The organism is Parashewanella hymeniacidonis, from assembly GCF_016900895.1.
Taxonomy (GTDB): domain Bacteria; phylum Pseudomonadota; class Gammaproteobacteria; order Enterobacterales; family Shewanellaceae; genus Parashewanella; species Parashewanella hymeniacidonis.
The window spans coordinates 51,062-76,995 of sequence record NZ_JAFEUN010000002.1; the positions used below are offsets into that span (position 1 = coordinate 51,062).

24 protein-coding genes and 1 pseudogene are annotated in these 25,934 nt (G+C 40.3%); 6 read left to right on the plus strand and 19 right to left on the minus strand.

Going from position 1 to position 25,934, the window contains the following annotated elements; translation table 11 throughout:
• Nucleotides 1-4: 4 nt before the first annotated feature.
• Nucleotides 5-640: a LexA family protein gene (locus JQC92_RS00850; RefSeq protein ID WP_204997858.1), complete on the minus strand. Its 636-nt coding sequence runs from the start codon at nt 638-640 to the stop codon at nt 5-7.
• A 439-nt stretch (nt 641-1,079) separates the two neighbouring features.
• Between JQC92_RS00850 and JQC92_RS00855 the strand changes: the two genes are divergently transcribed.
• Both JQC92_RS00855 and JQC92_RS00860 read left to right on the plus strand, forming a co-directional pair.
• Entirely contained in the window at nt 1,080-1,607 is a 528-nt protein-coding gene (locus JQC92_RS00855) for a plasmid mobilization protein (protein WP_204997859.1), read from the plus strand.
• Between the two features lie 69 nt (nt 1,608-1,676).
• The gene (locus tag JQC92_RS00860) at nt 1,677-2,318 is read left to right on the plus strand and encodes a relaxase/mobilization nuclease domain-containing protein (RefSeq protein ID WP_204997860.1); all 642 of its coding nucleotides are present in this window, start codon (nt 1,677-1,679) and stop codon (nt 2,316-2,318) included.
• Nucleotides 2,319-2,409: 91 nt separating this feature from the next.
• Here JQC92_RS00860 and JQC92_RS00865 read toward each other — a convergent pair whose 3' ends face one another.
• The 5 genes and pseudogenes from JQC92_RS00865 to JQC92_RS00885 all read right to left on the minus strand — a co-directional run bounded on the left by JQC92_RS00865 (nt 2,410) and on the right by JQC92_RS00885 (nt 7,288).
• Nucleotides 2,410-2,820, minus strand: coding sequence for a hypothetical protein (locus JQC92_RS00865; protein ID WP_204997861.1), 411 nt, complete (start codon nt 2,818-2,820; stop codon nt 2,410-2,412).
• Nucleotides 2,821-3,023: 203 nt separating this feature from the next.
• Nucleotides 3,024-4,175, minus strand: a complete 1,152-nt coding sequence (locus tag JQC92_RS00870) for a PD-(D/E)XK nuclease family protein (protein ID WP_204997862.1) — start codon at nt 4,173-4,175, stop codon at nt 3,024-3,026.
• 170 nt (nt 4,176-4,345) lie between these two features.
• Nucleotides 4,346-4,534, minus strand: a complete 189-nt coding sequence (locus tag JQC92_RS00875; protein ID WP_204997863.1) for a 50S ribosome-binding protein YggL — start codon at nt 4,532-4,534, stop codon at nt 4,346-4,348.
• Between the two features lie 33 nt (nt 4,535-4,567).
• Nucleotides 4,568-6,415, minus strand: a complete 1,848-nt coding sequence (locus JQC92_RS00880; RefSeq protein ID WP_204997864.1) for a hypothetical protein — start codon at nt 6,413-6,415, stop codon at nt 4,568-4,570.
• Between the two features lie 400 nt (nt 6,416-6,815).
• Nucleotides 6,816-7,288 (minus strand): annotated as a pseudogene (locus tag JQC92_RS00885) (HEPN domain-containing protein).
• 291 nt (nt 7,289-7,579) lie between these two features.
• Here JQC92_RS00885 and JQC92_RS00890 point away from each other — a divergent pair.
• The 4 genes from JQC92_RS00890 to JQC92_RS00905 are packed head-to-tail and all read left to right on the plus strand — an operon-like array spanning nt 7,580 to nt 14,630.
• Nucleotides 7,580-9,175 (plus strand): type I restriction-modification system subunit M, encoded by a 1,596-nt coding sequence (locus tag JQC92_RS00890; RefSeq protein WP_204997865.1) that lies wholly within the window; start codon nt 7,580-7,582, stop codon nt 9,173-9,175.
• Nucleotides 9,172-10,326 carry a restriction endonuclease subunit S gene (locus JQC92_RS00895; RefSeq protein ID WP_204997866.1) on the plus strand — a complete coding sequence of 385 codons (1,155 nt, stop codon included), beginning with the start codon at nt 9,172-9,174 and terminating at the stop codon, nt 10,324-10,326. Before JQC92_RS00890 ends, JQC92_RS00895 begins: the two co-directional genes overlap by 4 nt.
• Before the next feature lies 1 nt (nt 10,327).
• Nucleotides 10,328-11,515 carry an AAA family ATPase gene (locus tag JQC92_RS00900; RefSeq protein WP_204997867.1) on the plus strand — a complete coding sequence of 396 codons (1,188 nt, stop codon included), beginning with the start codon at nt 10,328-10,330 and terminating at the stop codon, nt 11,513-11,515.
• Nucleotides 11,508-14,630 carry a type I restriction endonuclease subunit R gene (locus JQC92_RS00905; RefSeq protein WP_204997868.1) on the plus strand — a complete coding sequence of 1,041 codons (3,123 nt, stop codon included), beginning with the start codon at nt 11,508-11,510 and terminating at the stop codon, nt 14,628-14,630. The genes JQC92_RS00900 and JQC92_RS00905 overlap by 8 nt, the downstream gene beginning before the upstream one ends.
• Before the next feature lie 31 nt (nt 14,631-14,661).
• Here JQC92_RS00905 and JQC92_RS00910 read toward each other — a convergent pair whose 3' ends face one another.
• From JQC92_RS00910 to JQC92_RS00970, 13 genes are all read right to left on the minus strand, one after another.
• On the minus strand, nt 14,662-15,117 hold the full coding sequence (locus tag JQC92_RS00910; RefSeq protein ID WP_204997869.1) for a hypothetical protein: 456 nt from the start codon (nt 15,115-15,117) through the stop codon (nt 14,662-14,664).
• Nucleotides 15,118-15,226: 109 nt separating this feature from the next.
• The gene (locus JQC92_RS00915; RefSeq protein WP_204997870.1) at nt 15,227-15,526 is read right to left on the minus strand and encodes a type II toxin-antitoxin system RelE/ParE family toxin; all 300 of its coding nucleotides are present in this window, start codon (nt 15,524-15,526) and stop codon (nt 15,227-15,229) included.
• A 7-nt stretch (nt 15,527-15,533) separates the two neighbouring features.
• Nucleotides 15,534-15,776 carry a type II toxin-antitoxin system Phd/YefM family antitoxin gene (locus JQC92_RS00920; RefSeq protein ID WP_204997871.1) on the minus strand — a complete coding sequence of 81 codons (243 nt, stop codon included), beginning with the start codon at nt 15,774-15,776 and terminating at the stop codon, nt 15,534-15,536.
• Between the two features lie 97 nt (nt 15,777-15,873).
• The gene (locus JQC92_RS00925; protein WP_204997872.1) at nt 15,874-16,857 is read right to left on the minus strand and encodes an ArdC family protein; all 984 of its coding nucleotides are present in this window, start codon (nt 16,855-16,857) and stop codon (nt 15,874-15,876) included.
• Nucleotides 16,858-16,860: 3 nt separating this feature from the next.
• Nucleotides 16,861-17,064: a hypothetical protein gene (locus tag JQC92_RS00930; protein ID WP_204997873.1), complete on the minus strand. Its 204-nt coding sequence runs from the start codon at nt 17,062-17,064 to the stop codon at nt 16,861-16,863.
• Nucleotides 17,042-19,012 carry an LPD7 domain-containing protein gene (locus JQC92_RS00935; protein ID WP_204997874.1) on the minus strand — a complete coding sequence of 657 codons (1,971 nt, stop codon included), beginning with the start codon at nt 19,010-19,012 and terminating at the stop codon, nt 17,042-17,044. Before JQC92_RS00935 ends, JQC92_RS00930 begins: the two co-directional genes overlap by 23 nt.
• On the minus strand, nt 19,009-20,898 hold the full coding sequence (locus tag JQC92_RS00940) for a type IV secretory system conjugative DNA transfer family protein (protein ID WP_204997875.1): 1,890 nt from the start codon (nt 20,896-20,898) through the stop codon (nt 19,009-19,011). The genes JQC92_RS00935 and JQC92_RS00940 overlap by 4 nt, the downstream gene beginning before the upstream one ends.
• Nucleotides 20,895-21,956, minus strand: a complete 1,062-nt coding sequence (virB11, locus tag JQC92_RS00945; RefSeq protein WP_204997876.1) for a P-type DNA transfer ATPase VirB11 — start codon at nt 21,954-21,956, stop codon at nt 20,895-20,897. The genes JQC92_RS00940 and virB11 overlap by 4 nt, the downstream gene beginning before the upstream one ends.
• Entirely contained in the window at nt 21,934-23,061 is a 1,128-nt protein-coding gene (gene virB10, locus JQC92_RS00950; RefSeq protein ID WP_204997877.1) for a type IV secretion system protein VirB10, read from the minus strand. The genes virB11 and virB10 overlap by 23 nt, the downstream gene beginning before the upstream one ends.
• Entirely contained in the window at nt 23,054-23,983 is a 930-nt protein-coding gene (gene virB9 / locus JQC92_RS00955; protein WP_204997878.1) for a P-type conjugative transfer protein VirB9, read from the minus strand. Before virB9 ends, virB10 begins: the two co-directional genes overlap by 8 nt.
• Entirely contained in the window at nt 23,984-24,733 is a 750-nt protein-coding gene (locus tag JQC92_RS00960; protein WP_239480255.1) for a VirB8 family type IV secretion system protein, read from the minus strand.
• The gene (locus JQC92_RS00965) at nt 24,726-24,914 is read right to left on the minus strand and encodes a hypothetical protein (protein ID WP_204997879.1); all 189 of its coding nucleotides are present in this window, start codon (nt 24,912-24,914) and stop codon (nt 24,726-24,728) included. The genes JQC92_RS00960 and JQC92_RS00965 overlap by 8 nt, the downstream gene beginning before the upstream one ends.
• On the minus strand, nt 24,911-25,927 hold the full coding sequence (locus JQC92_RS00970) for a TrbL/VirB6 family protein (protein WP_204997880.1): 1,017 nt from the start codon (nt 25,925-25,927) through the stop codon (nt 24,911-24,913). The genes JQC92_RS00965 and JQC92_RS00970 overlap by 4 nt, the downstream gene beginning before the upstream one ends.
• Nucleotides 25,928-25,934: the final 7 nt, after the last annotated feature.

The window sequence follows — 25,934 nt, forward strand, 5'->3', positions numbered from 1 at the left end:
CAGATCAATAGTATTCGTAAATTGCTTGTCTAACGACACCTAAAACTTCACCATTTTCAAATTTGATAAGAGGATAGTTTGGGTTAAAGGATTTTAAATAGGTTGCATCAGCTTCATCGACAATCTGTTTAAAGCAGGCCGAAGATGACGTTGGCAGTTTAGCAATCACTAAGTCACCGGACTCATATTCTGATGTAGACTCGACAATTAAGATGCATCCCTCAGATATGCAGCGATGACCTTGGCCTTCCATACTGTCACCACGAACCTTAATAGCATATCCATCTTCACCAACATTAGTGCTTGATACTTCCCACCAAGCATCAATTAAATCATCAGTAATTTGCTCTTTGTTCTGTGGCCAGTTGATAGCTTGCTTGAATGTTAATAATGGCACATTACGAATAACTGCTTTGGATTTGAGATCTCTTGAATAAATGTCGCCAATACCTTCCATCAACCATTTCGGACTGATGTTTAACTCATTACAGATAGGCAGAAAGTAGCGAGAGTTTTTAGTAACGCCAGTGAGCATACGACTGATAGCTTGCTGTCTGATACCAACACTAACAGCAAGCTCAGACTGATTTACTCCTGCTTCTTTCATGACATAATCGAGCCGTTCTGCAAGTGTATCCATAAAGAAATAGCCTTAAATCTATTATTACTTTAACAAGTTAAAGAGTAGGCGAAACTGATAAATACTCAAAAAATAGTAAAATTTAACTTCTGTACTCGTTTGTCGAGACAAATTATCACAATTCGTGATTTTTAACACATGAAAGATTCTTGCCATCGGTTTGAGACTGTTGATTTTAGCCGTATTTGGTGTGATTTATGATTTTTGATCTTAAACAGTAAAAGCACTGCTAAAAATGAAATACACCACTTAATTTACTAATGCAGGATTCGCAAGCTGGTGACAACTGGTACCAAAGCTGGTGACGTTTGGTACCAACTTTGTCTGCATTTGGTACCACAGAAAGTTTCACCTCGAAAATGATAATCCATTGCTTGAAATTTAGCCGAAAAAGTGAAATAAAGAACTGACTAATCCTCGCTGATTATAGGAGTACAGTATGGATGAAAGTGTTGTTAAAACACGCTTATCAATAAATGAAAAACTTAAATGGCAGCAGTTTTGCCAGGACAGTGGCATTAGCCAATCGAATATGCTGCGGATGATGATAAATAAGGTCACACCAGAAGCAGGAATTGATAACGAAATAAATGAACTGAAAACAGATAGAGTGTCAGTAAGGTTAACTAAGCATTGTCTGCAAAAAGTTCAACAACAAGCTGTCGCAGAAGGATACGTTTCCCAAAGTAACTGGGTTAGAGCCTCTATTATGGCTAATTTAAATAGAGAGCCAGTATTAACAGGTGATGAAATTCACGCTTTGAGAGAATCCAACCGACAACTTGCCGCAGTAGGCCGTAACCTCAATCAAATCGCCCGAGTGCTCAATATCGATTATCGCTACAGCGACAAATTCACCAGAGAAATGATAGAAGTACTTGATGGTAAATTTGAACAGCACAAGGCCATGATTAATGACCTTATCAACAAAAACTGCAAACGTTGGGAGTTAGAGCAAGAAGAATGATGTTATTTCGTCATGTCAGCGAAAGCGGGTATCCAGCGCCTTCTTAATGTTAGCTTTTAAGGAGTATTAATGAGCAGACTGTTAAACGACTCAATTTCTGGTTTACTCAACGGTGATGTTAAAACTAAATCCAACCGAATTAAGAACAGCAACCACTACACAAAACGTGCACCTGAAGTCATGGTTAAAGTCAGTGGTTTTGGTTACAACAACGCCCACACCGCAAACCACTTCGACTACATCAGCCGCAACGGAAAACTCGAACTAGAAGACGAAACAGGGTTGATTTACCAAGAACAAAATGCAGTTCAACAACTGGCCAAAGACTGGAACGAATCAGACTTTCAACAACGTAAACGAACCCGCCACAGCACGCACCTCATATTCTCAATGCCTGACGGGACTGAACCAAAAGCGGTAAAACAATCAGTAAGAGAATTTGCTAAAAAGACCTTCGCTGACAATTACCAGTATGTGTTTGCATTGCATACCGACACAGACAGCCCGCACGTTCACCTCACCATTAAAAACCTTGGCTTTGATGGAAAGCGCTTTCATGTAAGAAAAGGCTTACCGCAAGTATGGCATGAGCAGTTTGCCGTTGAGCTTGAGAGGGTTGGTATAGCAGCAGAGGCTTCATCGGGTTTAAAGAAAATAAGTCAGCATGTTTCAGCTCTTTCAGCAAATGACTTAAATGTAGTTGAGCATTGAGACCCAAGTTATCAGTACCAAAATTGTATGCAACCAAACCAATTTAATACGTCATTAATGAGTCTCTTTTGATATACAGTCTTGGACAAATTTAGTATTCTATACGCTGTTTTCTTGCAAATGTGCGAAAGTCGAATAGTAGATTTTTGGCTTTGGGAAGTAAAAAGTTTATCTGAGAATCGGTTAAAATTGAATTTACGCCTTTATCAAGAGAATCTAACATCTGATTATTCTTCATAAAAATAGCATAACGATATGTACCTATGACTCCTTGTTGCATAGGTGAAAGCTCTATTAATGTTCCCTCCACGTCAATAGTTACACTTTTGCTGTCTTCAACATATGCAAAAAATGGTTTTTTATTAGTAGAAAGAAGACCGATTGGTCGTGGAATGAAAGCATCTTGCATAAACGCTTTGAAGTAGAGAGCAAAGCCTTGCTGTTCTTTTGGTGTTCCTACGATTTCGAAATCTTGATTTTGTTGATAGTATATTTTTTTCATTCTACAACTCCATATAATTTGATTATCAATATACATGGGAAAAAAGTAACTTCAGATTTATTACGCATTGATTTGTGATTCTTTTGAGTAAAAAATTACTGTAATACAGATGGATAAAGATTCAGAAAAATTAAGCATCTAGATGAAATAGTTAATCTCTAAACATTATAACTGCCTGAAAAATTGAATCATAATTTGTTTGTCTATTCTTGAAGCTGTTCACATATCGTTTTAAAAGATTCTAATTCGTAAATTGCTTTGGATAATTCATTAAATTGCTTGTAGAAGTTAATTCTTTGATCATCAGCTGAAGTGCAATCATCAAAGAATTTAGAAGTTGGACACATAAGCATAACTGGACGCCATTTATTAAACTTAATGGTCTTATGCTGAAGAGTATCAATCACCTGCCAGCCAAAGTCTTTAACTAATAACATGCTTTTAATATCACTGACTAGCTGATTATGTAACTCAGGGTTAGAAATTCCCTTTGCGCTAATACCTAGCTTTTCTTGGGCATCATCATTAAATTCAATGATCAAAGTTGTTAGTGGTTCATCTTCAATAATCGAACAAACTCGGTGATCGTTACCATCAACGATAAATCCACAAAAAATCCCCGGTGACCAACGCCTTTTTCCTTGGCTATCTTGAGTGCCAAACTCTAAACCAATTCTTCCCCATCGCTGCTTTTTAGCATTATGTAGAAAGCCACACTCTCTAACTAAATACCAGTCTTCTAACTTGGCTTCATTAATCAAGTTTTCCATCTGGTTAGCTATCTTCAAAGCAGAAAAATACTGATTCATCACTGAAATATTTACTGGTTTTGCTGGCACAAGCCCTTCCTTTTTAAATAGAGCAAACAGCTCTTTAATCGCCCAACTATTTTCTTTTTCATCTTCACTTAAGTTTGTTTGGAAATACTGATAAATCTCATACCAACATAAGCTCAAATCTGGTTTCTGTTCATGCTGTTTTCTTGAACGAGTGATCAGTACCAACTTGCAGTCGTTAAAGCCATTATGACTTTTAGACTTATCACGATAATTCTGTAGCTGATTGGTATGAAGGTAAGAGTTCACCTTATGCTCAAAAACTAATGCGAAGTCATCATATTGGATCAGCATATCTGGATATACACCATCAAAGTTTTCTTGTGTTGATATGACAGAGGGCTGCGATTCAATATCTAAACTAAGGTTTAACTTCTCATTTAACAGTTTTGTAAAAGCAGAAAGACAACTTGAATTATTTCTTAGCACCCAAGCAAAAGCTTCAGTGACGAAGTTTTCTAAAGGATCAGTATTTTCTCTCGGTCGATATTTACGTAGATTGACTAATAAACTGTCCATAGTTTTAAAACCTTTGGCTATCAGGGTAATGTAAATTTATTGGTTTAAAGTCTCCAAACTCAATAATAGCCGAATGTTGATCTAATAAGCCTTTGATGCTTTGCACCTGTTTTTCACTTGGTAGATCGTAACGGCCATGGCAGCAAACTAAAAAGCTTGCATCTTGCCCGTTACCATAAGCCGCCAGAGCAATACATATCCATATCACCTAATAGCTCACACAAGTCGTCCACAAATTTGTCTTGTTCTAATGGATCTGCGACAAGTTTGAGACCGAACTCTTGCCCAAAGACACTGTATTCATCGATAAATAACTTTTTGCGTAATCGTTCATTCCATTTTGCGTTTTGTTTAATCATTCTCTCACTCTTAACGTAAACACCAAATTGAGACTAAAACTCCATTTCATTGTTGATACATACCATACACTCAACGCCATCAGCTAACTCAAAAAATGGCTTTATGCCTTTACAGTCATTACAGGCTTTAGCAAACGGTGCTGCATGTTGGAATACATCCAATAGCTCTCGAATTAAATCAGGTGCAGGAGTTTCTGAAGTATCTAGTGCTTCTTTGTGGCCTATAAGTACTGAAACTTCATGAAGTTTTTCTTCATCAACAGCGGCACTTACCTTAATTAAGTGTGGACTTGATACCTCAGCAAGATTTAATGAAACAGGCGTCTTATTGCTTTTATTGAAGTTATATAAATAGTTACTATCTGCTGAAAGTATCCCCGATTCAATTAAGAATAAGAACAGTTCATTGTACTTTAAGATTTCTCTGTCAAATGTGTAAGAGCATGGGTCATCAACAGATGAGTGGCTGTACATCTTTTGTAAAAGTCTCCAATCTGAGGCATCACTGATCCCACAACCTTTAATAGAATCAAAAACTACAGTTTGTTTTTCCTGAAATATTAAGTTAAATGAGAGCCAAATTTCTGGCTTAACATGCAAACAAAGAGCCAGTAGTTGGAGTGGCGATAACTCATCTGGATTAATGCTCAAGAGCTGAGAAAATTCTGAATCTAAATATTGATGAATCAATTTGATAGGAAATGAAGCTGAAACAGGGAAAGCACTTTTATCTTTCCATACAGCCAATGTGAAGTCATCTTTATTTACAGAGACTTGAATATCGGTAATTGATTGATTAACACTTACCTTTTTTAGCCTCTGAAGATCTGCATAAATCGAGACTGATGAAGATTGCCTTAACACACGTTTATCAGCAACTTCGAATAATTCCTTTTCGAACGAACCTAATTTTCTATGCAAGTCTGATAAATTATCTTGTAATTCTATTCGTTCATCACGTAACTCTTGCTTATCTGACTCAATTTCATATTGGATGCCAAAATCAAATAATTCCGCTTGTGTTGTTGATGTACCCTCACGGTTAAGAACAAAGAGTGAAGCTGGAGATTCACTTCCAATATCACAAGTTAAAAAATCACTAAACTTAGCAAACCACTCTAATCCTTTATGCGTATCAGGGTTATCATCCTGCCAATCCCATAGCATTTGGTGAAATAAATTAGCGCAGTCTCCACTGGTCAAACTCGGGTTTATTTCTGCTCCTAACCCAACAAGACGATTCATCATTTCATAATTATCGTTTTGATAAGCGTGATACATTATAGGGGCGTCATATTCACCAAAACCTAACTCCCAATCAATATCTAAAAACCGGTGTGATGCGTGATATTCAGGCTTCTGTAGCCAAATATGGGGGATAAAACTTTTACCGTAGTGATGAAAGCCACAAAATCCTGCAAGATCGATATATTCGGACTCGATAAAGCAATCGGTATTGACATCAAATTGTTTAGAAAGAAGTAACAAATTAAAGCAAAGCGGAGAATTCATCGCCACTGCAAACGGTAAAGCAGAATTTTTGTAAAAAACTTGACTCCTTTCAAGTGCTAATAAAGCAAATACTATTTCGGGAAGCTCAACCGCAATGGCATATTCAAAGCCGGATAAACCGTCTAGTTTTTCATATTGAAGGTCATCCATTTCACTAAGAAAAATTGCAGCTTGGAGTTGGTTGCCGCTTTTGATAAATTCTTCAACTTGTTCAATGGAAGGTTCAAATTCTTCTAATTGGTTTTCTGTATCAACCAGTTGAGCATTTTTAGCCTTAAAAGCTGTAACTTGTTTCTCAAACCAATTATTTTCAAAATTTTGCTTTAGGTTATGCGTTTCAAGCATTTCCACATTTAGGGAAAACGACATGCTTATGTCCTTATTATTTTTTGAGTATTTTAAAAGTCAGTGGAAAACGTCCAAAGACCAAAATCAGTTTTTTAAGTCAGCTACTATCAACATTACAGTCAATAAAATAGAGATACCCAATATTGACCACCCTACCAAAGTCAACAAAGTCATCAGAAAATCAACGATAGTGTGCCAGTTTTCGCGAACAAATTTTATCAATGTTACGAAACAAAAAAGTAAGGGTAAGCCTATAAAAAATTCTGCTAATTTCATTGTATTCACTCATATTGTTCAAAGTTTATGAGTAAACATACACAGATAAATCATCGCTTCAGATTAATTACACTCTTGACTGGTAACCTACCTAGTTGGTGATAAAACAGCTCTTTAACGTAAATAAAATAACTGTTCAGACAAATTACACATTTCCTGAATTGTATTTTTCTAGGGCGTTATCCGTTACTTTCGCTAAATTTTCAAAAAAGCGGATACACTTTTTAAGCTCGCCTTTTTTAATTACATCTGGTTGGTTAATGTCCACGACTGCACGATGCACGGCTTCTCCTCTCAACTTGATAAAATCGTCCAGTTGAGTTTTGCTGTTTTGGGAATGTAATGCTGTAGTGTCCAATGTTCAGTAACATCAAAACCGAAGAATTCTCTGAATAGCATTTGTGTCTTAGTTGAATTAGGCGTATTGAATTGCTTTAGTTTGTCCCTAAACTGCTTTTCAACAAAGTTGCCCACTGTAGAACCTTTTAGAATACTGAACTTATTTTGGAAAAGTTCAGTTGCTACATCCTCAACGTAAGTTTCCCATGCAGTAAGCGCAAGAACCAAGCTGGCTTTTTTTAGGCTATTAGGTGGTGTTTGCTCAGGTACAGCATTCATATTCTCATAACACTGAAATAGCTCAGCTGCGTCCCCGATTGCACGGCGAAAGGTTTGTAGAGATTGAGTCAAGATAATGTCCTTATTCTTTTATCACTATTTACACAAATCACAATACTATATTATTGAGTCCACATAGACTAGATTGACTCATATAATGAGCACCTTACGTGCAATATCAAATAATGTGGTCATGTTTATCAAGTTGAGTTAGCCCAGCTTGATTTTGCTCGTTATAATGCCTGTTATATTTTTACCAATAGTTACTCAGTAATTTCATAGGATTTAATAATGACAAGTGCTCAACAACGTGCTGAACTGCAACGCCAAATCTGGGCTATCGCCAACGATGTTCGTGGATCAGTAGATGGTTGGGATTTCAAGCAGTATGTGCTTGGCTCGCTGTTTTATCGCTTTATCAGTGAAAACTTCATCAATTACATTACCGGTGGTGACAAAAGTGTCGACTATGCAGCAATGGCCGATAGTGATGAAAATATTGAGTTTGCTAAAGACGACGCCATTAAAACCAAAGGCTATTTTATTTACCCAAGCCAGCTATTTAGTAATGTCGCCAGCAAAGCCAATAAAAATGAAAATTTGAACACTGATCTTGCGGCTGCTTTTGCAGCGATTGAAAACTCAGCAAATGGTTACGCTTCTGAACAAGACATTAAAGGCTTATTTGCAGACTTTGATACAACCAGTAATCGTCTTGGCCATACGGTTGAAGGTAAAAACACACGATTAGCAGCCGTTTTAAAAGGCGTTGAAAAACTTAACTTCGGCAACTTTGAAGATAACCAAATTGATTTGTTTGGTGATGCTTATGAGTTCTTAATTTCTAACTATGCAGCAAATGCTGGTAAGTCAGGAGGCGAATTTTTTACTCCGCAACATGTTTCAAAATTAATCGCTCAACTTGCCATGCACGGGCAAACTAGCGTAAATAAAATTTACGACCCTGCAGCAGGTTCTGGTTCACTTCTACTGCAAGCCAAAAAACACTTTGATGCGCACATTATTGAAGACGGTTTTTTTGGGCAAGAACTTAACCATACTACCTATAACTTAGCCCGTATGAACATGTTTTTGCATAACATCAATTACGACAAGTTTAATATTCAGTTGGGTGATACCTTAATCGAACCACATTTTGGTGATGATAAACCGTTTGATGCCATTGTTTCTAACCCTCCATACTCAGTTAAATGGATTGGCAGCGGTGACCCAACCTTAATTAACGATGAACGCTTTGCGCCAGCAGGCGTGCTGGCACCTAAATCAAAGGCGGATTTTGCCTTTGTGTTACACGCTCTCAGCTATCTATCCAGTAAAGGGCGTGCAGCAATAGTTTGCTTCCCCGGTATTTTTTACCGAGGCGGTGCTGAGCAAAAGATCCGTAAATATCTTATCGATAACAACTATGTTGAAACCGTGATTTCCCTTGCTCCAAACTTGTTTTTTGGCACTACGATTGCGGTCAATATCTTGGTGCTGTCAAAACACAAATCAGATACCAAAACGCAGTTTATTGATGCCAGCGGCTTGTTTAAAAAAGAAACCAATAACAACGTACTGACAGACGACGAAGACGAGGAAAATCCTGGCCACATACAGCAAATCATGAAGGTATTCGCCAGCAAAGAAAACCTTGATCACTTTACACATTCTGTTGACCTTGATGCTATTGCAACCAATGAGTACAACTTGTCAGTCAGCAGTTATGTTGAAGCTAAAGATACCCGAGTAATCGTAGATATTACGCAGCTGAACAGCGATATAAAAACCACAGTCGCCAAAATTGACCAACTTAGAATAGATATTGATGCCATTGTTTCAGAGATTGAAGGTGAGCCAAAGCCAGCCAGCGAGGCTTCAGCATGAGCCATTTACATTTTATTGAAAAATTGTTGGATGGTGTTGAGGTTGAATCTGTGATGCTGGGTGAGTTAGCTGAAAACTGTGATTCAATGAGGAAGCCAATAAAAAGCGGCTTGAGGGAGTCAGGAAATATTCCATATTATGGGGCGTCTGGTATTGTTGACTATGTTAAAGAGTATATTTTTGACGGCGATTATTTACTTGTGTCAGAAGATGGAGCAAATTTGATCGCTAGGAATACACCTATTGCATTTAGTATAAGTGGCAAAAGTTGGGTGAACAACCATGCCCATGTATTAAAATTCAAAACCTATGAAGAACGTCGATTTGTCGAAATATTCCTAAATAGTATTGATTTAACTGCATATATTTCTGGTGCTGCACAGCCAAAGTTAAACAAAAAGAGTCTCAATAGCATAAAAATCCCTATCCCATGCCCAGATAACCCCAAAAAATCATTGGAAATCCAAGCTGAGATAGTGCGAATTTTAGATACGTTTACCGAGCTGACTACTGCGCTGAAAGCCGAATTTAATATGCGCAAAAAGCAGTATAGTCACTATCAGTTTGAAATGTTTAAATTTACAGAATCGACTCAGTATTTAAAAATTGGAGAGTGCTGTGATATCAAAAAAGGTTCAACGCCAATTAAAAAAGCAACACCAGGTAAATATCCACTTGTTGCCACAACTGAAGAAAGGCAGTCATCTTCTGAATATCAATTTGACTGTGCTGCTGTATGTGTACCATTAATATCATCAAGGGGACATGGGATAGCAAGTATAGATCGGATATATTTTCAAGAGGGTCAATTTGCTCTTGGTAATATTTTGTGTGCAATCATCCCAAACGACAGTGGAGTTTTATCAGCAAAATTTCTAAGGTATTATCTCTTTGATAAAAAAGATGTACTGCTAGTCCCCTTGATGAGAGGTGGCGCAAATGTGTCTTTAACCGTGGATTCTCTCAAAAAGGTTGAAATACCGATACCACCTATAGCTGATCAAAAGCGAATTGTCCGTATCCTCGATAAGTTCGACGAACTTTTGAAAGCTCTCCCTCGTGAAATCGAACTACGCCAAAAACAATACGAATATTACCGTGATTTATTATTCACAGTCCCAAAACCACAAGAAGTAGAAGTAGAAGTATAAAATGAGCCAGTCGCTGACGGAAATTGCACAAGAACTAAAAAACAATCCCAAAAAAGCTCAGTTAATCTATGCCTTTAATGGTACCGGAAAAACTCGATTGTCTAGAGCTTTTAAAGCTCTGCTTGCTTCTGAAATAGAGGGTGACGATGGCGAAAATACCGAACATTCAGAGTTATCTCGTAAAAACATTCTCTATTACAATGCGTTTACGGAAGACCTCTTTTACTGGGATAACGATTTAGATGGTGATGAAACTCGTAAGCTGAAAATACATCCTAATGCTTTTACTAAATGGGTGCTTGAGGAACAAGGGCAAGATCAAAATGTCATTGGCCATTTCCAACGGTATACCAATCCTAAGCTTACTCCGCATTTCAATGAGGAATACACTCACACTAATAGTAATCATGAGCTAGTAACGGTTCCTGCGTTTTCTGAAGTAAACTTTTCATTCGAGCGTGGTAACGAAGAGGCTGAGGAAAATATAAAGATATCAAAAGGCGAAGAAAGTAACTTTATTTGGAGTATTTTTTATAGTTTGCTTGCCGAGGTAGTTGATGTTCTTAATGTAACCAAACCTCATAAAAGAGAAACCGCACAGTTTAATCAGCTTCAATATGTTTTTATTGACGATCCTGTAAGCTCTTTAGATGAAAATCATTTAATGCAACTTGCTGTTGATTTAGCTTCTTTAATCAGAAAGTCTACATCAAGTCTCAAGTTCATTATTTCAACTCATGATACTACTTTTTATAATTGCCTCCATAATGAATTAAAATCAAAATCTTGTTATCTATTAGAGTCTTTTGAAGGTAACTCAGTTTCATTGACTGAAAAAAAAGGTGACTCAAATACCAGTTTTTTTTATCACCTAGATTTGAAGAAAAAGTTGGAACTAGCAATTAAAGAAAATAATATTCAAAGGACAGATTTTTTATTGATTCGAAATCTCTATGAGAAAACTGCTAGCTTCCTAGGTTTCCCTCAATGGTCAGAATTATTGCCGGGTGATAATGAAGAAAATAAACAAGCCTATCTGAATAGAATCATTCAATTTTCTAGCCATGATAATTTGGCAAATGCTCAGTCGTCATACCTAAGACCAGAAGAAAAGCAAACTGTCAAATTTCTGCTAGAGCATTTACTGAACAACTATGGTTTCAAGCTGCAAGGAGCTCAAAATGCCTGATTATAAAACCATTGCAGAATCTAAGAATTTTATCGTCCTTGATAAGTACACCAAGGAGTGGCAGGTTAAAGAGAATTATCAAACTGAAGCCGATTTAGAGCGTGAACTGATTCAGGATTTGGTAAACCAAGGCTATGATTTTGAACCTAAGATAATATCGCCAGATGCGATGATGGCAAATGTTCGTGTTCAACTGCAAGCTCTCAATAAAACTAAGTTTACAGATGCAGAGTGGATTCGTTTTCAAGAGCAATACTTAAATACGCCAAGCGATAACATCCTTGATAAAACTCGTAAGGTTCACAGTGATTATATTTACGATTTTGTGTTTGATGATGGTCATATCGAGAATATTTACTTGTTCGATAAGAAAATGATTGCCCGCAATAAATTGCAGGTAATCAAGCAGTTTTCTCAAACAGGCAGTCATGCGAATCGCTATGATGTGACGATTTTAATTAATGGTTTGCCATTGGTGCAGGTTGAGCTAAAAAAGCGTGGCGTAGCCATTAAAGAAGCGTTTAATCAAATCCACCGTTACAGTAAAGAGAGTTTTAACGCTGAAACCTCTTTATACAAGTTTTTGCAGTTGTTTGTTATCTCCAATGGCACAGACACTCGTTATTTTGCCAACACTACAAAACGCAATAAAAACAGTTTTGACTTCACTATGAATTGGGCGAAGTCAGACAATAACTTGATTAAAGATTTAAAAGATTTTACGGCTACCTTCTTTCAAAAAGAAACCTTGCTTAAAGTAATTTTGCGTTATTCAGTATTTGATATCAGTAATACGCTGTTAGTGATGCGCCCTTATCAAATCGCAGCGACTGAACGCATTTTGTGGAAGGTGAAAAGTGCCTTCAACAGCAAAAGCTGGAGCAGCACTGAAAGTGGCGGTTATATATGGCATACCACAGGTTCAGGTAAAACTTTGACCAGTTTTAAAGCCGCACGAATGGCCACTGATTTGGAATTTGTTGATAAAGTTTTCTTTGTGGTTGATCGTAAAGATCTCGATTTTCAAACCATGAAAGAATACCAGCGCTTTTCTCCTGATAGTGTTAATGGTTCAGACAGTACGGCTGGACTTAAACGCAACCTTGATAAAGATGACAACAAAATTGTTGTGACTACGATTCAAAAGCTCAATCACTTGATTAAGAGTGAAAGCCATCTGCCTATCTACAATAAGCAAGTGGTGTTCATTTTTGATGAATGTCACCGCAGCCAGTTTGGTGAAGCGCAAAAGAACCTGACAAAAAAGTTTAAAAAATATTATCAGTTTGGTTTTACGGGCACACCAATCTTCCCCGATAACGCCCTTGGTGCAGAAACAACAGGCACGGTATTTGGTCAACAGCTTCACACCTATGTGATCACTGATGCCATTCGTGATGAAAAAGTGCTTAAGTTTAAGGTGGATTACAACGATGTTCGCCCTAAGTTTAAAGATATTGAAACCGAACAAGACGAGAAGAAACTGAAAGCTGCTGAGATTAAAAAAGCGTTTTTGCATCCAGAGCGAATTCGTGGGATATCCCAGTATATTTTAGATAACTTTAATCAAAAGACGCATCGTGCTTTTATGGGAGCCAAAGGCTTTAATGCTATGTTTGCGGTAAGCAGTGTGGATGCGGCTAAAGCTTATTATGAAATGTTCTCGAACTTGCAGGCAGACGCTAAAAAACCATTGAGAGTTGCCACTATCTTCTCTTTTGCAGCCAATGAAGAGCAAGATGCTATTGGCGATATTGAAGATGAAAGCTTTGAAGTCTCTGCGATGAACAGTTCGGCAAAAGAGTTCTTGAATAAGGCTATTGCTGATTATAACGGTATGTTCAAAACCAACTTTGGCGTGGACAGCAATGGTTTTCAGAACTATTACCGTGATCTTGCTCAGCGAGTGAAAAAGCAAGACATCGATTTGCTTATTGTTGTTGGAATGTTTTTAACCGGATTCGATGCGCCAACACTGAATACGTTATTTGTTGATAAAAACTTGCGCTATCACGGCTTAATGCAAGCCTACTCACGTACAAATCGTATTTATGACGCCACCAAAACCTTTGGCAACATTGTTACTTTCCGAGATTTAGAGCAAGCCACCATTGATTCCATCACACTTTTTGGTGATAAAAATACCAAAAACGTGGTGCTGGAAAAAAGCTACAAAGAATATATGGAAGGTTTTAACGATAAGGAAGCAAATAAAGCTCGTCGTGGTTTTGTTGATATTGTTAATGAGCTGCGGGAACGTTTCCCTAACCCTGAAGAAATTGTTAAAGAACAAGACAAGAAGGACTTTGCCAAGTTGTTTGGTGAATACCTGAGAGCGGAAAACATTCTACAGAACTATGATGAGTTCTCTGCGCTAAAAGCTTCAAAAGATCTTGATACGGATGATGAAAAAGCCGTTGAAGAATTCAAAGCTAAATACTATTTGAGCGATGATGATATTGCAGAAATGCAACAAGTTGAAATGCCAAGTGAACGAGCTATTCAGGATTATCGTTCCACTTACAATGACACCCGTGAATGGTTACGCCGTCAGAAAGAAGGCAATGGTGATGATAAAGGCATGGGTAAGGGCAAAAATGAGCCAGAAGTCGACTGGGATGACATCGTTTTTGAGGTCGATTTACTTAAATCGCAAGAGATTAATTTGGATTACATTCTTGAGTTGATTTTCGTTAACAACAAGAAGAAGAAAAGCAAAGAAGACTTAGTTGAAGAAATACGGCGCCTGATTAGAAGTAGCCTTGGAAACCGAGCAAAAGAAAGCTTGATTGTTGATTTTATCAATCAAACAAATTTGGATGAGTTTGATGATATAGCCAGTATTATCGATGCGTTTTACAAGTTCGCACAAGCCGAGCAAAAACGTGAAGCTGATGACATTATTGATTCTGAACAATTAAATGAAGAAGCGGCTAAACGCTATATTGCTGTATCACTAAAACGTGAATATGCCAGTGAAAACGGTACTGAGCTGAATTCAGCTTTACCTAAAATGAGCCCTCTTAACCCTAAATACAAAACTAAGAAACAAAGCGTTTTTCAAAAAATCTCTGCTTTTGTTGAGAAGTTTAAAGGGGTGGGAGGAAAGATTTAGGTTTTTTATTCTAGACGGTACTCAGTTCTAGCTAAAGCAACCGTTTTGCTGTTTGCTGAGTATCGTCATACTCCCAAAACTCCACACCTTCAGGTATTAGATTTTTACGGGTTCTAAGGTAATATTCAGCAAGGGTTTCTCGCCGCTTAGGGTTGAAATCCCGTAAAACGAACATGATTTTTCTATAGTGGTTTGGAGATAAATGAAAGTAATACATTGCCTCATTCCAAACCGTTAACTTAGCACTAGGCATATTGTAATTTGGTGAAGTCCAGCGATGGGACTTGCATTCAACAATCACTTCTTTATCTTCGCAGCCTAAATCAAAGGCATGCTCTTTTTGGTAACTTGAAACTCCTAAAGGAATTTTGATATTTCTTTCTAAATTAAGACCATTCTTCACAAAAAACTTTTGTGCAGCGATTTCAAAATCCTTGCCTACGTGGGTATTAGATTTTGCTCCAATCCGTTGGTGTGGCTTGTTCATATCTATTTACTATATGATTATTCGATATTAGCTAAAGTAATCGAAATTGAGTTATAACTCAAAACTGTCAAGAAGTGAGTGAGAAGGCTATATGTTTGTTGGTACGTTTTTACTTCAAATGCTTTTGCGGTAACTGTGATTGGCCTAAGACTGCAACAATTAAAATAAAGCCGTCTTCTTTGATGAAATATGCCATATGCTTTCCAACAGGAAAATAGAACCCGTTGGCGTAAATGTCATCACAAGATTTTCCTAATTCTGGATTTTCAGCAAGCATTTGGAACCCAGATAGAAGGATTTCTTTATATTTATGCCATTGAAGCTCGGAAAAATTATCAATGGTGTAGCTTTTAATTTTTTGTAAGTGTGCCTGAGCGAGTTTACTCAGTTTATATTGTTTGTTTGGCATGAGATTTTTATAGGCTGTTTAAGAAGTTATGACCATCAACAACATTGCCTTTTGAGAGATCTTCTTTTGCTGATTCGAAGCAATGTTTCAGATATTCTGCTTTCATGGACTCAAGATCTTCGTAGTCTTTAATAGACATAACGACAACAGTATCTTTGCTGTTTTTACTGATCTTTACTGGTTCACGTTGGGCACTCATAAGTAACTCACCAAAGTTTCGCTTTGCATCATTAGCTGTTAGTGTATGCATCTTCATGTTCCATTTATTGATAACAGTTTGATTATAGCTTATCGCACTAAAAGATTGAAATGATTAAATCGTGCGATTAGTTCTAGCCATAATTATTTTAAGCAAATTCGAATTCTTGGCTTGTTGAAGTACGCAATTTTATAGAAGATTCATTCAGACTAGAATTAACCAGTAACTTTTTGTTTTGATTATCATGCTCTAGTTTCATTACAAACTCCTGAATTTTTTCTGCATCCCTCGATGCCCGTAAAATCTCTTTCGGGTCATCTTGCAGCACTTTAATCCAATGTTCGACGTAGGCAGCATGTTGACCAAATTCATGGCCGATTTGCAGTTCATCACCGAGCATCAATGAGCCGATTTCAGCCCGTAATTCTTCTTTAGCGTAGGATTCATCTCCGAAGCGGCCAGTCATGTCTCTGTTGAGTCTGCTTGAATGGCCAGTGCTGTGGCCAAGTTCGTGAAGTACGGTGGCATAATATTTGTCGTCACTGTCGAACTGGTGTCTGGCGGGTAGATGTATGTCATCAGTAGAAGGGCAGTAAAAGGCATTGTCGTATTGGTCATGACGAATGGGTACGCCTGAGTTTTGCAGGATTTTTTCAGCACGCTCATGGCGTTGCCAGTCGGGTAGTGTGTGGTTTTCACGCTCTGGTAAGCCATCGATTTGTTCAGCGTTGAACACCACTGAGCTGAACACTCTTGGCTTATCCAGTTTGACATTGACCTTAATCGGCTTGCCATCAGCGCCTAGTATCTTTTTACCGTTAGCATCTTTTTTGTCGACCTTATCAAACAGCTTCCAGTATTGAACCATAGTGCCGTGTTGACCTTTACGGATTTGGGCATCAATTGAGTTGGCTTGTTTGTAAGTCATCCAACGGGGATCGTCACGGCATTGCATGGCTAGCCAAATAGCATTGGAGCCTTTGTATCTTGTACCGCTTATTGGGTTGTGTGGCATTCTTGGCTCACCCGGTTGCCAAGGTTTTTGCCACGGTGCAGTGCCTGCTTTTAATTGCTCAATGAGTTTATTGGCGATTTGTTCATGATACGGTGTCTTTTGTTTTGTCTCAGCCATGCATTATTCCTCATTGTCGGTGAATTGTTCGGTAGCTGCTAATGCTTCGTCTTCGCTCAGAGCATCCTCTTCAAATGCGCCGAGTTCATCAGCTTCGGATTCGGTGACTTCAATGACTGAGCCGAGAATGTTTAACTGAAATAGCTTTTCATCTAATTCGCTTGGGCTGGCCTGTGGTTGTGGTTCAGTGTTCAATTGATTGTTCATGTTGCGGCTCCTTGATTTGATAAATTGAGTGTTGAGTTGTATTTGAAGGATTCACTTGCTTTGGTGATTGACTCGGTAGTTGAGTGCTGGGCTTAAAAAAAATTTCCAGTTTCGTTTTTACTTTATCTAAAAAGCGTTGCTGAGCTTCAACGGGTAAGGCTTTGCAAAATTCTTGTGCGGATTGCAGTACAGAAGTTTTATCTAATGATTTTTTATTGTCATCGATAACTGATTCAATTTGGTTTATCGGTGTTGCTTCTTGTGGCATCGCAGACTTTGAACCCTCCTTCATTTTTAGTGCATTGAGCTGTTTAATTTCATCTTCATTCGGGCGATAACCACGCACTCGCATACCTTGAACGGATGCGTTAAGCCATGCTTGTTGTTTGAAAGCTTTAGTGCCAGATAATCGAATTTCTTGCCAGTTGCGTTGCTTGGCAATACTCAATAAATCACCAATCACTTGCGCATGACTGAGTTTGGTCTGCAGCTTGTTGCCTTTATCGATAAAGGCCAGAGTTTTCGGGCGATTGCTGAAGTAATATTTATTATCAACGGCAAGATAATGTTGGTTGATATGCTCAGGAAATAATGGTGATTTAGGTTGTTGAGCTGTGACTTTCTTTGTTGCTGAAACTTTATCATCAACCGCTTTGCTGCTCGCCAATTTAGTGAGCGGCTTAAACTGATCGTTAAGCTGCTGGTTCGCAGCTTTTGTTTTGGTGAAGCTTGGTATGTTTTCAGCTTCAGGCTCAATGACGTTGTACTCTATCGCCCTTGGTTTTTCTGCTTGAGTTGGACAACAAGATTGCAATTTATATTCAATTTGACGCTGGACGACACCTAAACCGCTGCTCATGTGTAAATCGTTAAAGTCGGTAAGTCCGACTTCAATCTGCTCTTGAATAAAGTTAGGGCAAAGCCAAGTACCACGGGTTAGGTTGGCGGCTTGTTGCGCTTTTTCGATGCCTTTATTCACTTTATTGTTGCGGTCATCATCAGCCAAAAAAAGATGATGGCTGTTGGGATAATGCGCTTTAAGCTTTTCTGCAACCTTGGGCATATTGCCCGCATCAACGGTCATCACTACGCTGCGATTAGTTGCTTCAGCAATGCTGGCGGCTGTGGCATAACCTTCAGCGTATAAAATCGGCTCTCCATCTTTTAACGGTTTGTAGCCAACAACAAAGAAGTGATCTGTTTTCTGTGCGCCTTTCTTCAAGCATTTAAAACCATTGAGGCTGATCCGTTGTAACGAATGCACCTTGTGGTTTTCATCCATTAATGGGATCACCAAACGGCCTTTTTTGTCTTGCCTGACATCAGGAAATACCTGCACGTTCTTTTTCATCAAATAGGGATGGTCAATGTTGGCGGGTGGCATGAGTTTAAAAGCTTGGCTGCAACGCTTGGCGTAATTTTGGTAGCGTTTCGTGGTTTCGATTTCTCGTCGTGCTCTGCGGTTCGCTTGATGTGCTTTAATGTGGAGTTTGGCCAGTGGATCACTGTGAGTAAAGCTGGCTGCCCATTTTTGTGGTTCGCTGTGAGTTCTGTGATCTTGATACCAGCCAGCAGGGTGGCCGTCACTGTAAGCGCAATACACCGCACTTTTTTGGCCTCGTTTATCATCTTGAGTCGCAACCCGATGTTTTTGACCATCAAACAAAGGGGCTTCAGGCAGAATAAAACCCGCAGCTTCTAATACTTGAGTTAACTCCATGCTGGGATCTTGATGTGTCGGTGTATCAAATTGTTCAGGTTTAGGTAGCCAAGGTTCAATTCTAGAGTGTGGTGTGCCAGCTTTGGCTAACCACAAACCTTGCTGAGCATCGTAACTCAATGCACTGCGTCCATCGGTTAATTGCCCAATGGCTTTTCTTGCTTGCTCCTTTTGGTCATAAGGAATGGCGAGAAAAATCGGTTGCTCAAGTGTGGTGTCATCATTCATTTAGCGTTCTCCACGGGCAAGTTTTTCAGGTAGTCATCAACGAAAGCATCAATTTGAGATTCATCAACGGTATTTGGGGTAACGGTTGCTGCTGGTGTGGCCTTAATTTTGGTTTTAGCTTGTGGCTGAATCCCCGGCTTGTGTTTGGGTTCAGCTACAGACTCGCTCGCATCATCATTGGCCAATTTGATTGGCGAACTTGCGACAGCAATTGGGTTTTTCACACTGACTTTAGGAATATTGGGCGTTGGCCATAGTTGCTGCTCTCGGCCGTTTCCACGTTGCATGAATGCTTTGTCTTGAAACCAGCGGATTTTGCGACACTTAACGGGTGGGCAATGCTCTAACAGTAATATCGCTTGTTGTTGTCCAAGGCGCATGATTTCTTGCGGCAACATTAACGCTCGGCTGTGATCACTGGTGTTTTCGCTGCGTCCACCTTTGCCAGTGAGTTGCCTGCCGTGGCTGCGTTGCTTAATGGTGTTGGTGCCCAAAACCTCCGATATTTCACGAGCGACTTTGGGATTTTTAGGCGCAAAGACGACTTGCAGTGCATGATTTTCAATGAGGGTTTCAGCGCCATCATGACCGTATATTTCCCGAAGTTGTGATGGAGATTGAATAATGGTGAGCAAACGCAAGCCATAACCTGCAATGTAACTGATCCCTTTACTGAGAATATCGACCTTACCGATGGCGGCGAACTCATCCATTAATAACAAAACTTGGTGTTTGAGGTTTGGGTTATGCTCGGGCAGTTCACGGGTATTTAAGTCGATGAGCTGCTGGAAGAATAAATTAATAAGCGGTGCTAGCCGTTGTAAATCATCGGGCGTGACGCCTACATAAATCGACAGTTTTTTCATTCTCAACTGGCGTAAATCAAAATCGTTATTGGCAGTAACAGCATCAATCACTGGGTTATAAAACAGCTCTAAGGCGGAAGTGAAACTTTTACGAATTGAGCCTCTTGTTCGTTCAGGTGTTTCTAAGTAATCTCTCAGTGACGCATGGCATTGACCTGATAAAGGATGCTCGCTTTGCATCCGTTGATTAATCAGTTCGATAAGATGCGCATCGCCTTTATTCAACTGGCGCAGCACTTCGCCCATGGTGACGGACAACGGCGGTGTTTCCAGCAAAAACAGCACTAAGCCAAGCCATAATGAACGAGCAGAAGCTTGCCAGATAGGAGATTCATTATCGATATTGGGGAACAACATTTGCCCAATTTTCTGAATGTCGTTAATACGAAAACTTGAGTCTAATGAGATGTAATGCAGCGGGTTCCAGCGGTGGCTTTGATAATCCCGTGGCGCAAGGTTCAACAGAAAACATTGCTGACCATGAGCACGACGAAAGCCGGCACTGATGTTCCAATTCTCTTGCTTGATGTCCAGCACCACAATGGAATCTTGCCAACTGAGTAGATTGGGTACCACAACTCCAACACCTTTCCCGCTGCGAGTGGGTGCCGACATCAATACATGTTGCTGTCCTGCAAACTGTAAATATTGTTGTTGCAGTAGACCTTGTTGTTTACCAACGATGATGCCAGATGGATTCAATAATCCCGCTTGTTTGATTTGTTTTTGGGTGGCAAATCGAGCCTCACCATATAAAGCGGGTTTCTTGGGTTTGAATTTAAGAATTAACGGCAAACCAACAGGCACAAACCCAAGCAGTACTGATAAGCCTAGCCAGAATTGAGTTTGTTTAGTGTGACCATAAAAGTAGCCGTAACGAAATACAGTTAACGGGGTGGCGTTGTGATAATCAAGATGAGCAAAGTACAAATAAATAGCACCACTGAGCCAAAGACTGAGCACTACGCCAGCCATAGCGATAATGAGGTAAAACTTGAGGGGCAGTGGTTTTGAGTTCATCGGCATTGCCCTTGCGTCGTTCTATCGTTGAAATACACCTCACTAACAAAACGTCGACCGTCTACCACTTTTAATTGCACGATAATATCGACACAAAGGTGTAGCAGTTGTTTGATGTCATCACGGGATAAGGAAGAGCCTGCCTGACTTTCTTTCATCAGCAGCACTAATTGCTCAATGGCAAGTTTGGCGCTACCAGCATGCATGGTGGTCATGCTACCGGGGTGGCCTGAGTTGATGTTGCGCATAAAATAAAAAGCTTCATCACCTCGAATAAGCTCTGCAACAAACACTCGATCAGGCTTCATGCGTAAGCTGGATTCTAAAAGCTGTTTTTGAGTGACAGGCGCTATGCCTTGATTACCTGCGGAGTAGAACAAGCTGACGCTGTTGGGATGACTGCGATACAACTGCAACTCATCGACATTTTCGATACTGACGAGGCGTTCACTGGCTGGAACATAATTCAGCAAAGACCGAAAGAACGTGGTTTTGCCTGAGCCTGTTGCCCCTGAAACAATGATGTTTTTTCGAAGCGCAATGGCTTGCTTTAAAAACTCTGCCATTAAGCCTTGTTGTTTGAGTTCTAGCAGCGGCCTTTCAACGTCATTGTTGCTGAGTTCATCGGTATTGGATGTTTTGAAATAACCTTGTTGTTGATAATTGTCTAAGGTGAAGTTGACCGTTGACGGCTTGCGAATGGTAAAGCTGATACGGCCAATTAAAATCACAGGTGGAATGCAAATTTGTACTCGCTCACCTGATGGTAAGGTGGCCGATAAAATCGGGTGCGTAGCATCGAGCTTTTGCCCTGAATAAGTGGCGATTAACTTCGCTAAGCGCTGGCAGTATTCCAGCGTGATGGCGTCATCCGTCACTTGTTGCCAACCTTGTGCGCTTTCCGTGAGTACCTGACAAGGCTGGTTGATCACCAATTCAGTCACGCCATCTTGGGCTAACAATGGCGTGAGCAATTTAAGGTGCTCAAGCAGGGCTACAGCACGGCAGTCGTCTTTGGAGGTTAATATCGGATTATTAACGGCTAAGCTGCAAGTCATAGACACTCCTGAAATCCAAATCGCGAGCGACAAACACATTGATGTGCTCACCTTGATTTTTGAGTAGGGTAGGTTTGATGCGGATAGCATCATTTAACGCAATAGACGCCAGATTTTTACTGCTGCCGATGGTGTCACCAAACTGGATCTGATTTTTATCACCGCCATTGGCTTGGTTCTTAGCGTACTCTCCGGCATCACCAATCAAGCTCAATAAAATGGCACTACCAAAACGCTGGTTGAAATGGCCATCAACAAAACCACTGTGGCCGCTGCGGCCAAGGGTATCGGTGCCCGGTGAATCTAAATCGATGATCACACCATTGGGTGTTTCAATTCGATCCCACAATACAAAAATGCGTGCCACCCCTTGCTGCAAACCACTTTGGTATTGGCCGACAATGTGGCTGCCTTTTTCAAGCAACAATACTTTGCCGTTGGTGGAGTAGATATCTCGGCTCAGTTGGCAACGAGTCATGCCCGGTACATCGGAATTTATTGCTGTTTCTAAAATGCAATCGAGAAACGCCCCTTTGGTGATGAACAGATTTGGATCGACAATACGACTGGCCACACTGCCTTTGACTTTGGTGGCTTGAAGCTGTGTCGCTAGAGCGTTCGGTGAGTCTGAATGGCTGCTAATGTCAGCGTGTTGATGATTGGCTTCGGTTTGATGGTTGAGTTGTGAATTGCGGTTAATGACCAACACATCATCAAACTGTTTACGTTGTTCAGGTGTCCATTGTTTGCGTTGATTCACTGAAGTGTATTGCGGAGTTGATGGTGTGGCGGCTAAATCGGTGAACCCTGTATGGATCAAGCCTGAGTTTGTATTATCCGATTTATCCTCTGTACGGTTTTGGTCATTTGAAGGCTTAGGTAAAGCGGGAGGCTGGCCTAAGTGATTACCAATTTCTTTATTGCTGACTTGAGTTTGCTGGGCTTTACCGTGACTAAAACCGCCATTAACCAGCACAAGAAGTAAAACCACGACCAAGCAAGCCACAATCATCATCGGTTTCGACAAGCTCAGTCCTCGACTTTGGCGAGTGGTAAGTTCAGGTACCGCTTGAGTTTCAAGAGGTGGTGTTTCATTGTTATTCATCACTCTTTCCTCCTTTTTTAATTACGTGGCGCACCACATGAGGAATATTGCTGGTTTGATAATCTGCAGATTGTTCTGTGGCAAAATCTATATTGAACACACAAGCGACACGGTTGCCTTGGCGCAACACCAATTGCTTAACTACACGTTCAATGATGATGGTGTCGGGATAATTGGGGTTAACGTTAGAGTTGACTAAGCTTTCGCTGTTATCTGAGTTGACAATGTAAATCGCAGGTAGGTCTTGCTTGCGATTAAAGGTCAGGTAGGTAAAGCGGCCATCATCAAAGGCTTTGGTTGGCGCAATGCTGTCATCACCTTTATAGAAGTAAGCTTGGTTGGCCACTTTTGGCGCTTGAGTTCTGTTCAGTTGTTGCTGCAGTAATTGTTTTTCATGAAGTTCGACGTTGGCAAGCTTTTGCTCAGCAGGGTAACGAAAATCAATGGCAAACATCATATCGTTAGGAAAAGGGTGTGCGTCGTGTTGCGACCAATGTGCCGAAAGTTCAAAGTTATAAACACGACTCCCTTTGGTGTAAGCCGTGAGTACCGTCATATTAGTGATAGCGCCTTTGTCTTTTGGCTTGATAAAAATATGATTAGCAACAGGGGTAACCGACCATGCATCACTGTCACCCATGGCAATTTGTTTGATGCGCTCACCTTGAGCAAAAGCAATGTCAGTCGAAAAACCATAATGGCCGACCAGTTTCACTACTTGTTCACTCTGATAATTGATGTGGCGCACTCGTTTATCGAGTTTGCCAGTATGTGGAGTTTCAAGGGCGAGGGTATTTATTGATATGAGTAGAGCCGTCATACCCATAATAATGGGTATCCAATGGCTTTTATCTTTAAAAGCAAAGTCGCTAAATTCCTGCTTTCGCAGGAATGACGAGATAGGAAGTTTAAACTCAAACATCTATTCCCCTCCCGTGGCTTGGTCATTGCGGTAACTCAACACTTGAAAACCTAAAGGGTTTAAACGTCTGTCTTCGAGCTTCATGGGTGAATTGCGATACACAAAAGTGAGAGTTGCTACCCAATGAGTGAGCGGGTGGTGTTCTCCAAGACGTTTGATTTGTTTGTTGTAGCGAATGAGTGCGGTTTTATGTTGCTCACCATTAATGGTTTCATCACCAATAAAGCTGATGGCCTGAATATGCACTCGAACTTGAGCGCTTTGGCCGTATTGATTTATTGGAGCTGTTGGATTGGTTTTGGGATTAGTTTGGGCAGCATAATCCAACTGCACGGTTTCACTGGACATAATGCCGATAAGGTTTCGGTCATAAGCACGAGCTTCCCATTGGTAACTTTCACGATGACGGAGATACTGAGTGAGCCAGTACTTATCCATCACTTCCTGTGCTTTTACTTTGATTTGGCCGTGACTGGCTAGAGTTGATACCACATCGACTAAACCTGTGTTGTTATCGACTCGGATCACAAACGGCTCAATGGATTTCAGCGGTAACAGAGCAACCAATCCAACCCCTTGCAGCAGAGCAATGACTGCGAGTAATCCCACACAGCGCCACGCTCTTTGCTCAGAGCGTTTGATGCGACTGCTTAGCTCGGCATCCCAACCTCTGGCTTCTTTGAAATACTGCTTAATGAACTGTTTTTCAGGTATCGGCCTGTCGAGCGTATCGGGTAACATATCAGTCATGATGCTCCCTAGCTTTTGCGTGAATAGGCGCATCAACATCGACTTTTACAAGTTCAGTTTTTACTAAATCAGAGTTCACAGGCTTGAGTTCTTTGCCATCATCTCTGCAATGAGGCGGTTTCGGCGCACTGGCGCAGTGAGTCAATAACAAGACAAAACAAACGCAGATAAGATTTTTCATTCCTGGTTTCTCCCGCTGATGGTGTTGCCACCAAAGCGTTGTTGATAGGCGTGATAACTTGCACCAACAGGCTTGAGCGGAATCCCCAAAGCTTGACCTGCATAATTGATGTCACGGCGCATATTTCGATATTGATTACGAAGTGTGGTTGGCCTGAGTGCGTGCAAGCTGTGAGCAATGGCGCCATTAGCGGCAATCGCTACGCCTCCACCCAGTGCTGCCGCCATAGCGGGGATTTGTTTCATCACCAAAATGCACAGGCCGAGCACAATGCAAAGCATGGAGCTGTCGCTTAGGGTTGATACGGTGGAATGGTTACTGGAAATTTGATGCAGATAATCAGCCGCTACTGTCGTCATTAATTGACCAGACGCCACACCAAGCAGCAGAACAAAGCCAAAGTTGATGACCATACCGAGCCAACTTTCGAAGAATCGCTGTGTCGCTTGAAACAGCAGCAACACAAAGAACGCCGGACCGATAGCTAATAGGATGCTGACCATCACTTTGCTGAGCAAAATAAAAAATGCCACCAATAAAGTAAGACAGCTGCCAATCAGCACCACCGCAATCGCTAAGAAATACATGCCGAAATTACCATTCATCACGCCACCTTGACGCCATGAGGTATCAGCAAGGGAAAATATCTGCGTGAACAGTCTATCTAATAACCCAGCGGCATCTTGGCTTGGGCTACCAGTGACTAGCGATGCAAGTGTTTGTGGTGTGTCAGATAGGAAGGTCACTACCGTTTGATTGTATCGACTGGCGGTTAACCCCAAGGCCAAAATAAAGCCGACTCGAATGATACGAAAAAAGCCTTCTTGTAATGGCGCCTCACTTTTGCCCATCATCATTGAGTAACCCCAAATCGCAATCCAGATAATCATTAGGCTGCTGAACAGCGGCAATAAAAAATCAATCAAACGCTGCGAGCCTTGTTGCACATAACTGCTCAGCGCATGGTCGACCATGTGGAAAATGCTTTGATATAAGTTACTTTGCGCCGACATGATGAAA

Bases quoted from the DNA above. Each gene is read 5' to 3' on its own strand.
- JQC92_RS00850 (WP_204997858.1), bottom strand. From the start codon at position 640: ATGGATACACTTGCAGAACGGCTCGATTATGTCATGAAAGAAGCAGGA.
- JQC92_RS00855 (WP_204997859.1), top strand. From the start codon at position 1,080: ATGGATGAAAGTGTTGTTAAAACACGCTTATCAATAAATGAAAAACTT.
- JQC92_RS00860 (WP_204997860.1), top strand. From the start codon at position 1,677: ATGAGCAGACTGTTAAACGACTCAATTTCTGGTTTACTCAACGGTGAT.
- JQC92_RS00865 (WP_204997861.1), bottom strand. From the start codon at position 2,820: ATGAAAAAAATATACTATCAACAAAATCAAGATTTCGAAATCGTAGGA.
- JQC92_RS00870 (WP_204997862.1), bottom strand. From the start codon at position 4,175: ATGGACAGTTTATTAGTCAATCTACGTAAATATCGACCGAGAGAAAAT.
- JQC92_RS00875 (WP_204997863.1), bottom strand. From the start codon at position 4,534: ATGATTAAACAAAACGCAAAATGGAATGAACGATTACGCAAAAAGTTA.
- JQC92_RS00880 (WP_204997864.1), bottom strand. From the start codon at position 6,415: ATGTCGTTTTCCCTAAATGTGGAAATGCTTGAAACGCATAACCTAAAG.
- JQC92_RS00890 (WP_204997865.1), top strand. From the start codon at position 7,580: ATGACAAGTGCTCAACAACGTGCTGAACTGCAACGCCAAATCTGGGCT.
- JQC92_RS00895 (WP_204997866.1), top strand. From the start codon at position 9,172: ATGAGCCATTTACATTTTATTGAAAAATTGTTGGATGGTGTTGAGGTT.
- JQC92_RS00900 (WP_204997867.1), top strand. From the start codon at position 10,328: ATGAGCCAGTCGCTGACGGAAATTGCACAAGAACTAAAAAACAATCCC.
- JQC92_RS00905 (WP_204997868.1), top strand. From the start codon at position 11,508: ATGCCTGATTATAAAACCATTGCAGAATCTAAGAATTTTATCGTCCTT.
- JQC92_RS00910 (WP_204997869.1), bottom strand. From the start codon at position 15,117: ATGAACAAGCCACACCAACGGATTGGAGCAAAATCTAATACCCACGTA.
- JQC92_RS00915 (WP_204997870.1), bottom strand. From the start codon at position 15,526: ATGCCAAACAAACAATATAAACTGAGTAAACTCGCTCAGGCACACTTA.
- JQC92_RS00920 (WP_204997871.1), bottom strand. From the start codon at position 15,776: ATGCATACACTAACAGCTAATGATGCAAAGCGAAACTTTGGTGAGTTA.
- JQC92_RS00925 (WP_204997872.1), bottom strand. From the start codon at position 16,857: ATGGCTGAGACAAAACAAAAGACACCGTATCATGAACAAATCGCCAAT.
- JQC92_RS00930 (WP_204997873.1), bottom strand. From the start codon at position 17,064: ATGAACAATCAATTGAACACTGAACCACAACCACAGGCCAGCCCAAGC.
- JQC92_RS00935 (WP_204997874.1), bottom strand. From the start codon at position 19,012: ATGAATGATGACACCACACTTGAGCAACCGATTTTTCTCGCCATTCCT.
- JQC92_RS00940 (WP_204997875.1), bottom strand. From the start codon at position 20,898: ATGAACTCAAAACCACTGCCCCTCAAGTTTTACCTCATTATCGCTATG.
- virB11 (WP_204997876.1), bottom strand. From the start codon at position 21,956: ATGACTTGCAGCTTAGCCGTTAATAATCCGATATTAACCTCCAAAGAC.
- virB10 (WP_204997877.1), bottom strand. From the start codon at position 23,061: ATGAATAACAATGAAACACCACCTCTTGAAACTCAAGCGGTACCTGAA.
- virB9 (WP_204997878.1), bottom strand. From the start codon at position 23,983: ATGTTTGAGTTTAAACTTCCTATCTCGTCATTCCTGCGAAAGCAGGAA.
- JQC92_RS00960 (WP_239480255.1), bottom strand. From the start codon at position 24,733: ATGACTGATATGTTACCCGATACGCTCGACAGGCCGATACCTGAAAAA.
- JQC92_RS00965 (WP_204997879.1), bottom strand. From the start codon at position 24,914: ATGAAAAATCTTATCTGCGTTTGTTTTGTCTTGTTATTGACTCACTGC.
- JQC92_RS00970 (WP_204997880.1), bottom strand. From the start codon at position 25,927: ATGTCGGCGCAAAGTAACTTATATCAAAGCATTTTCCACATGGTCGAC.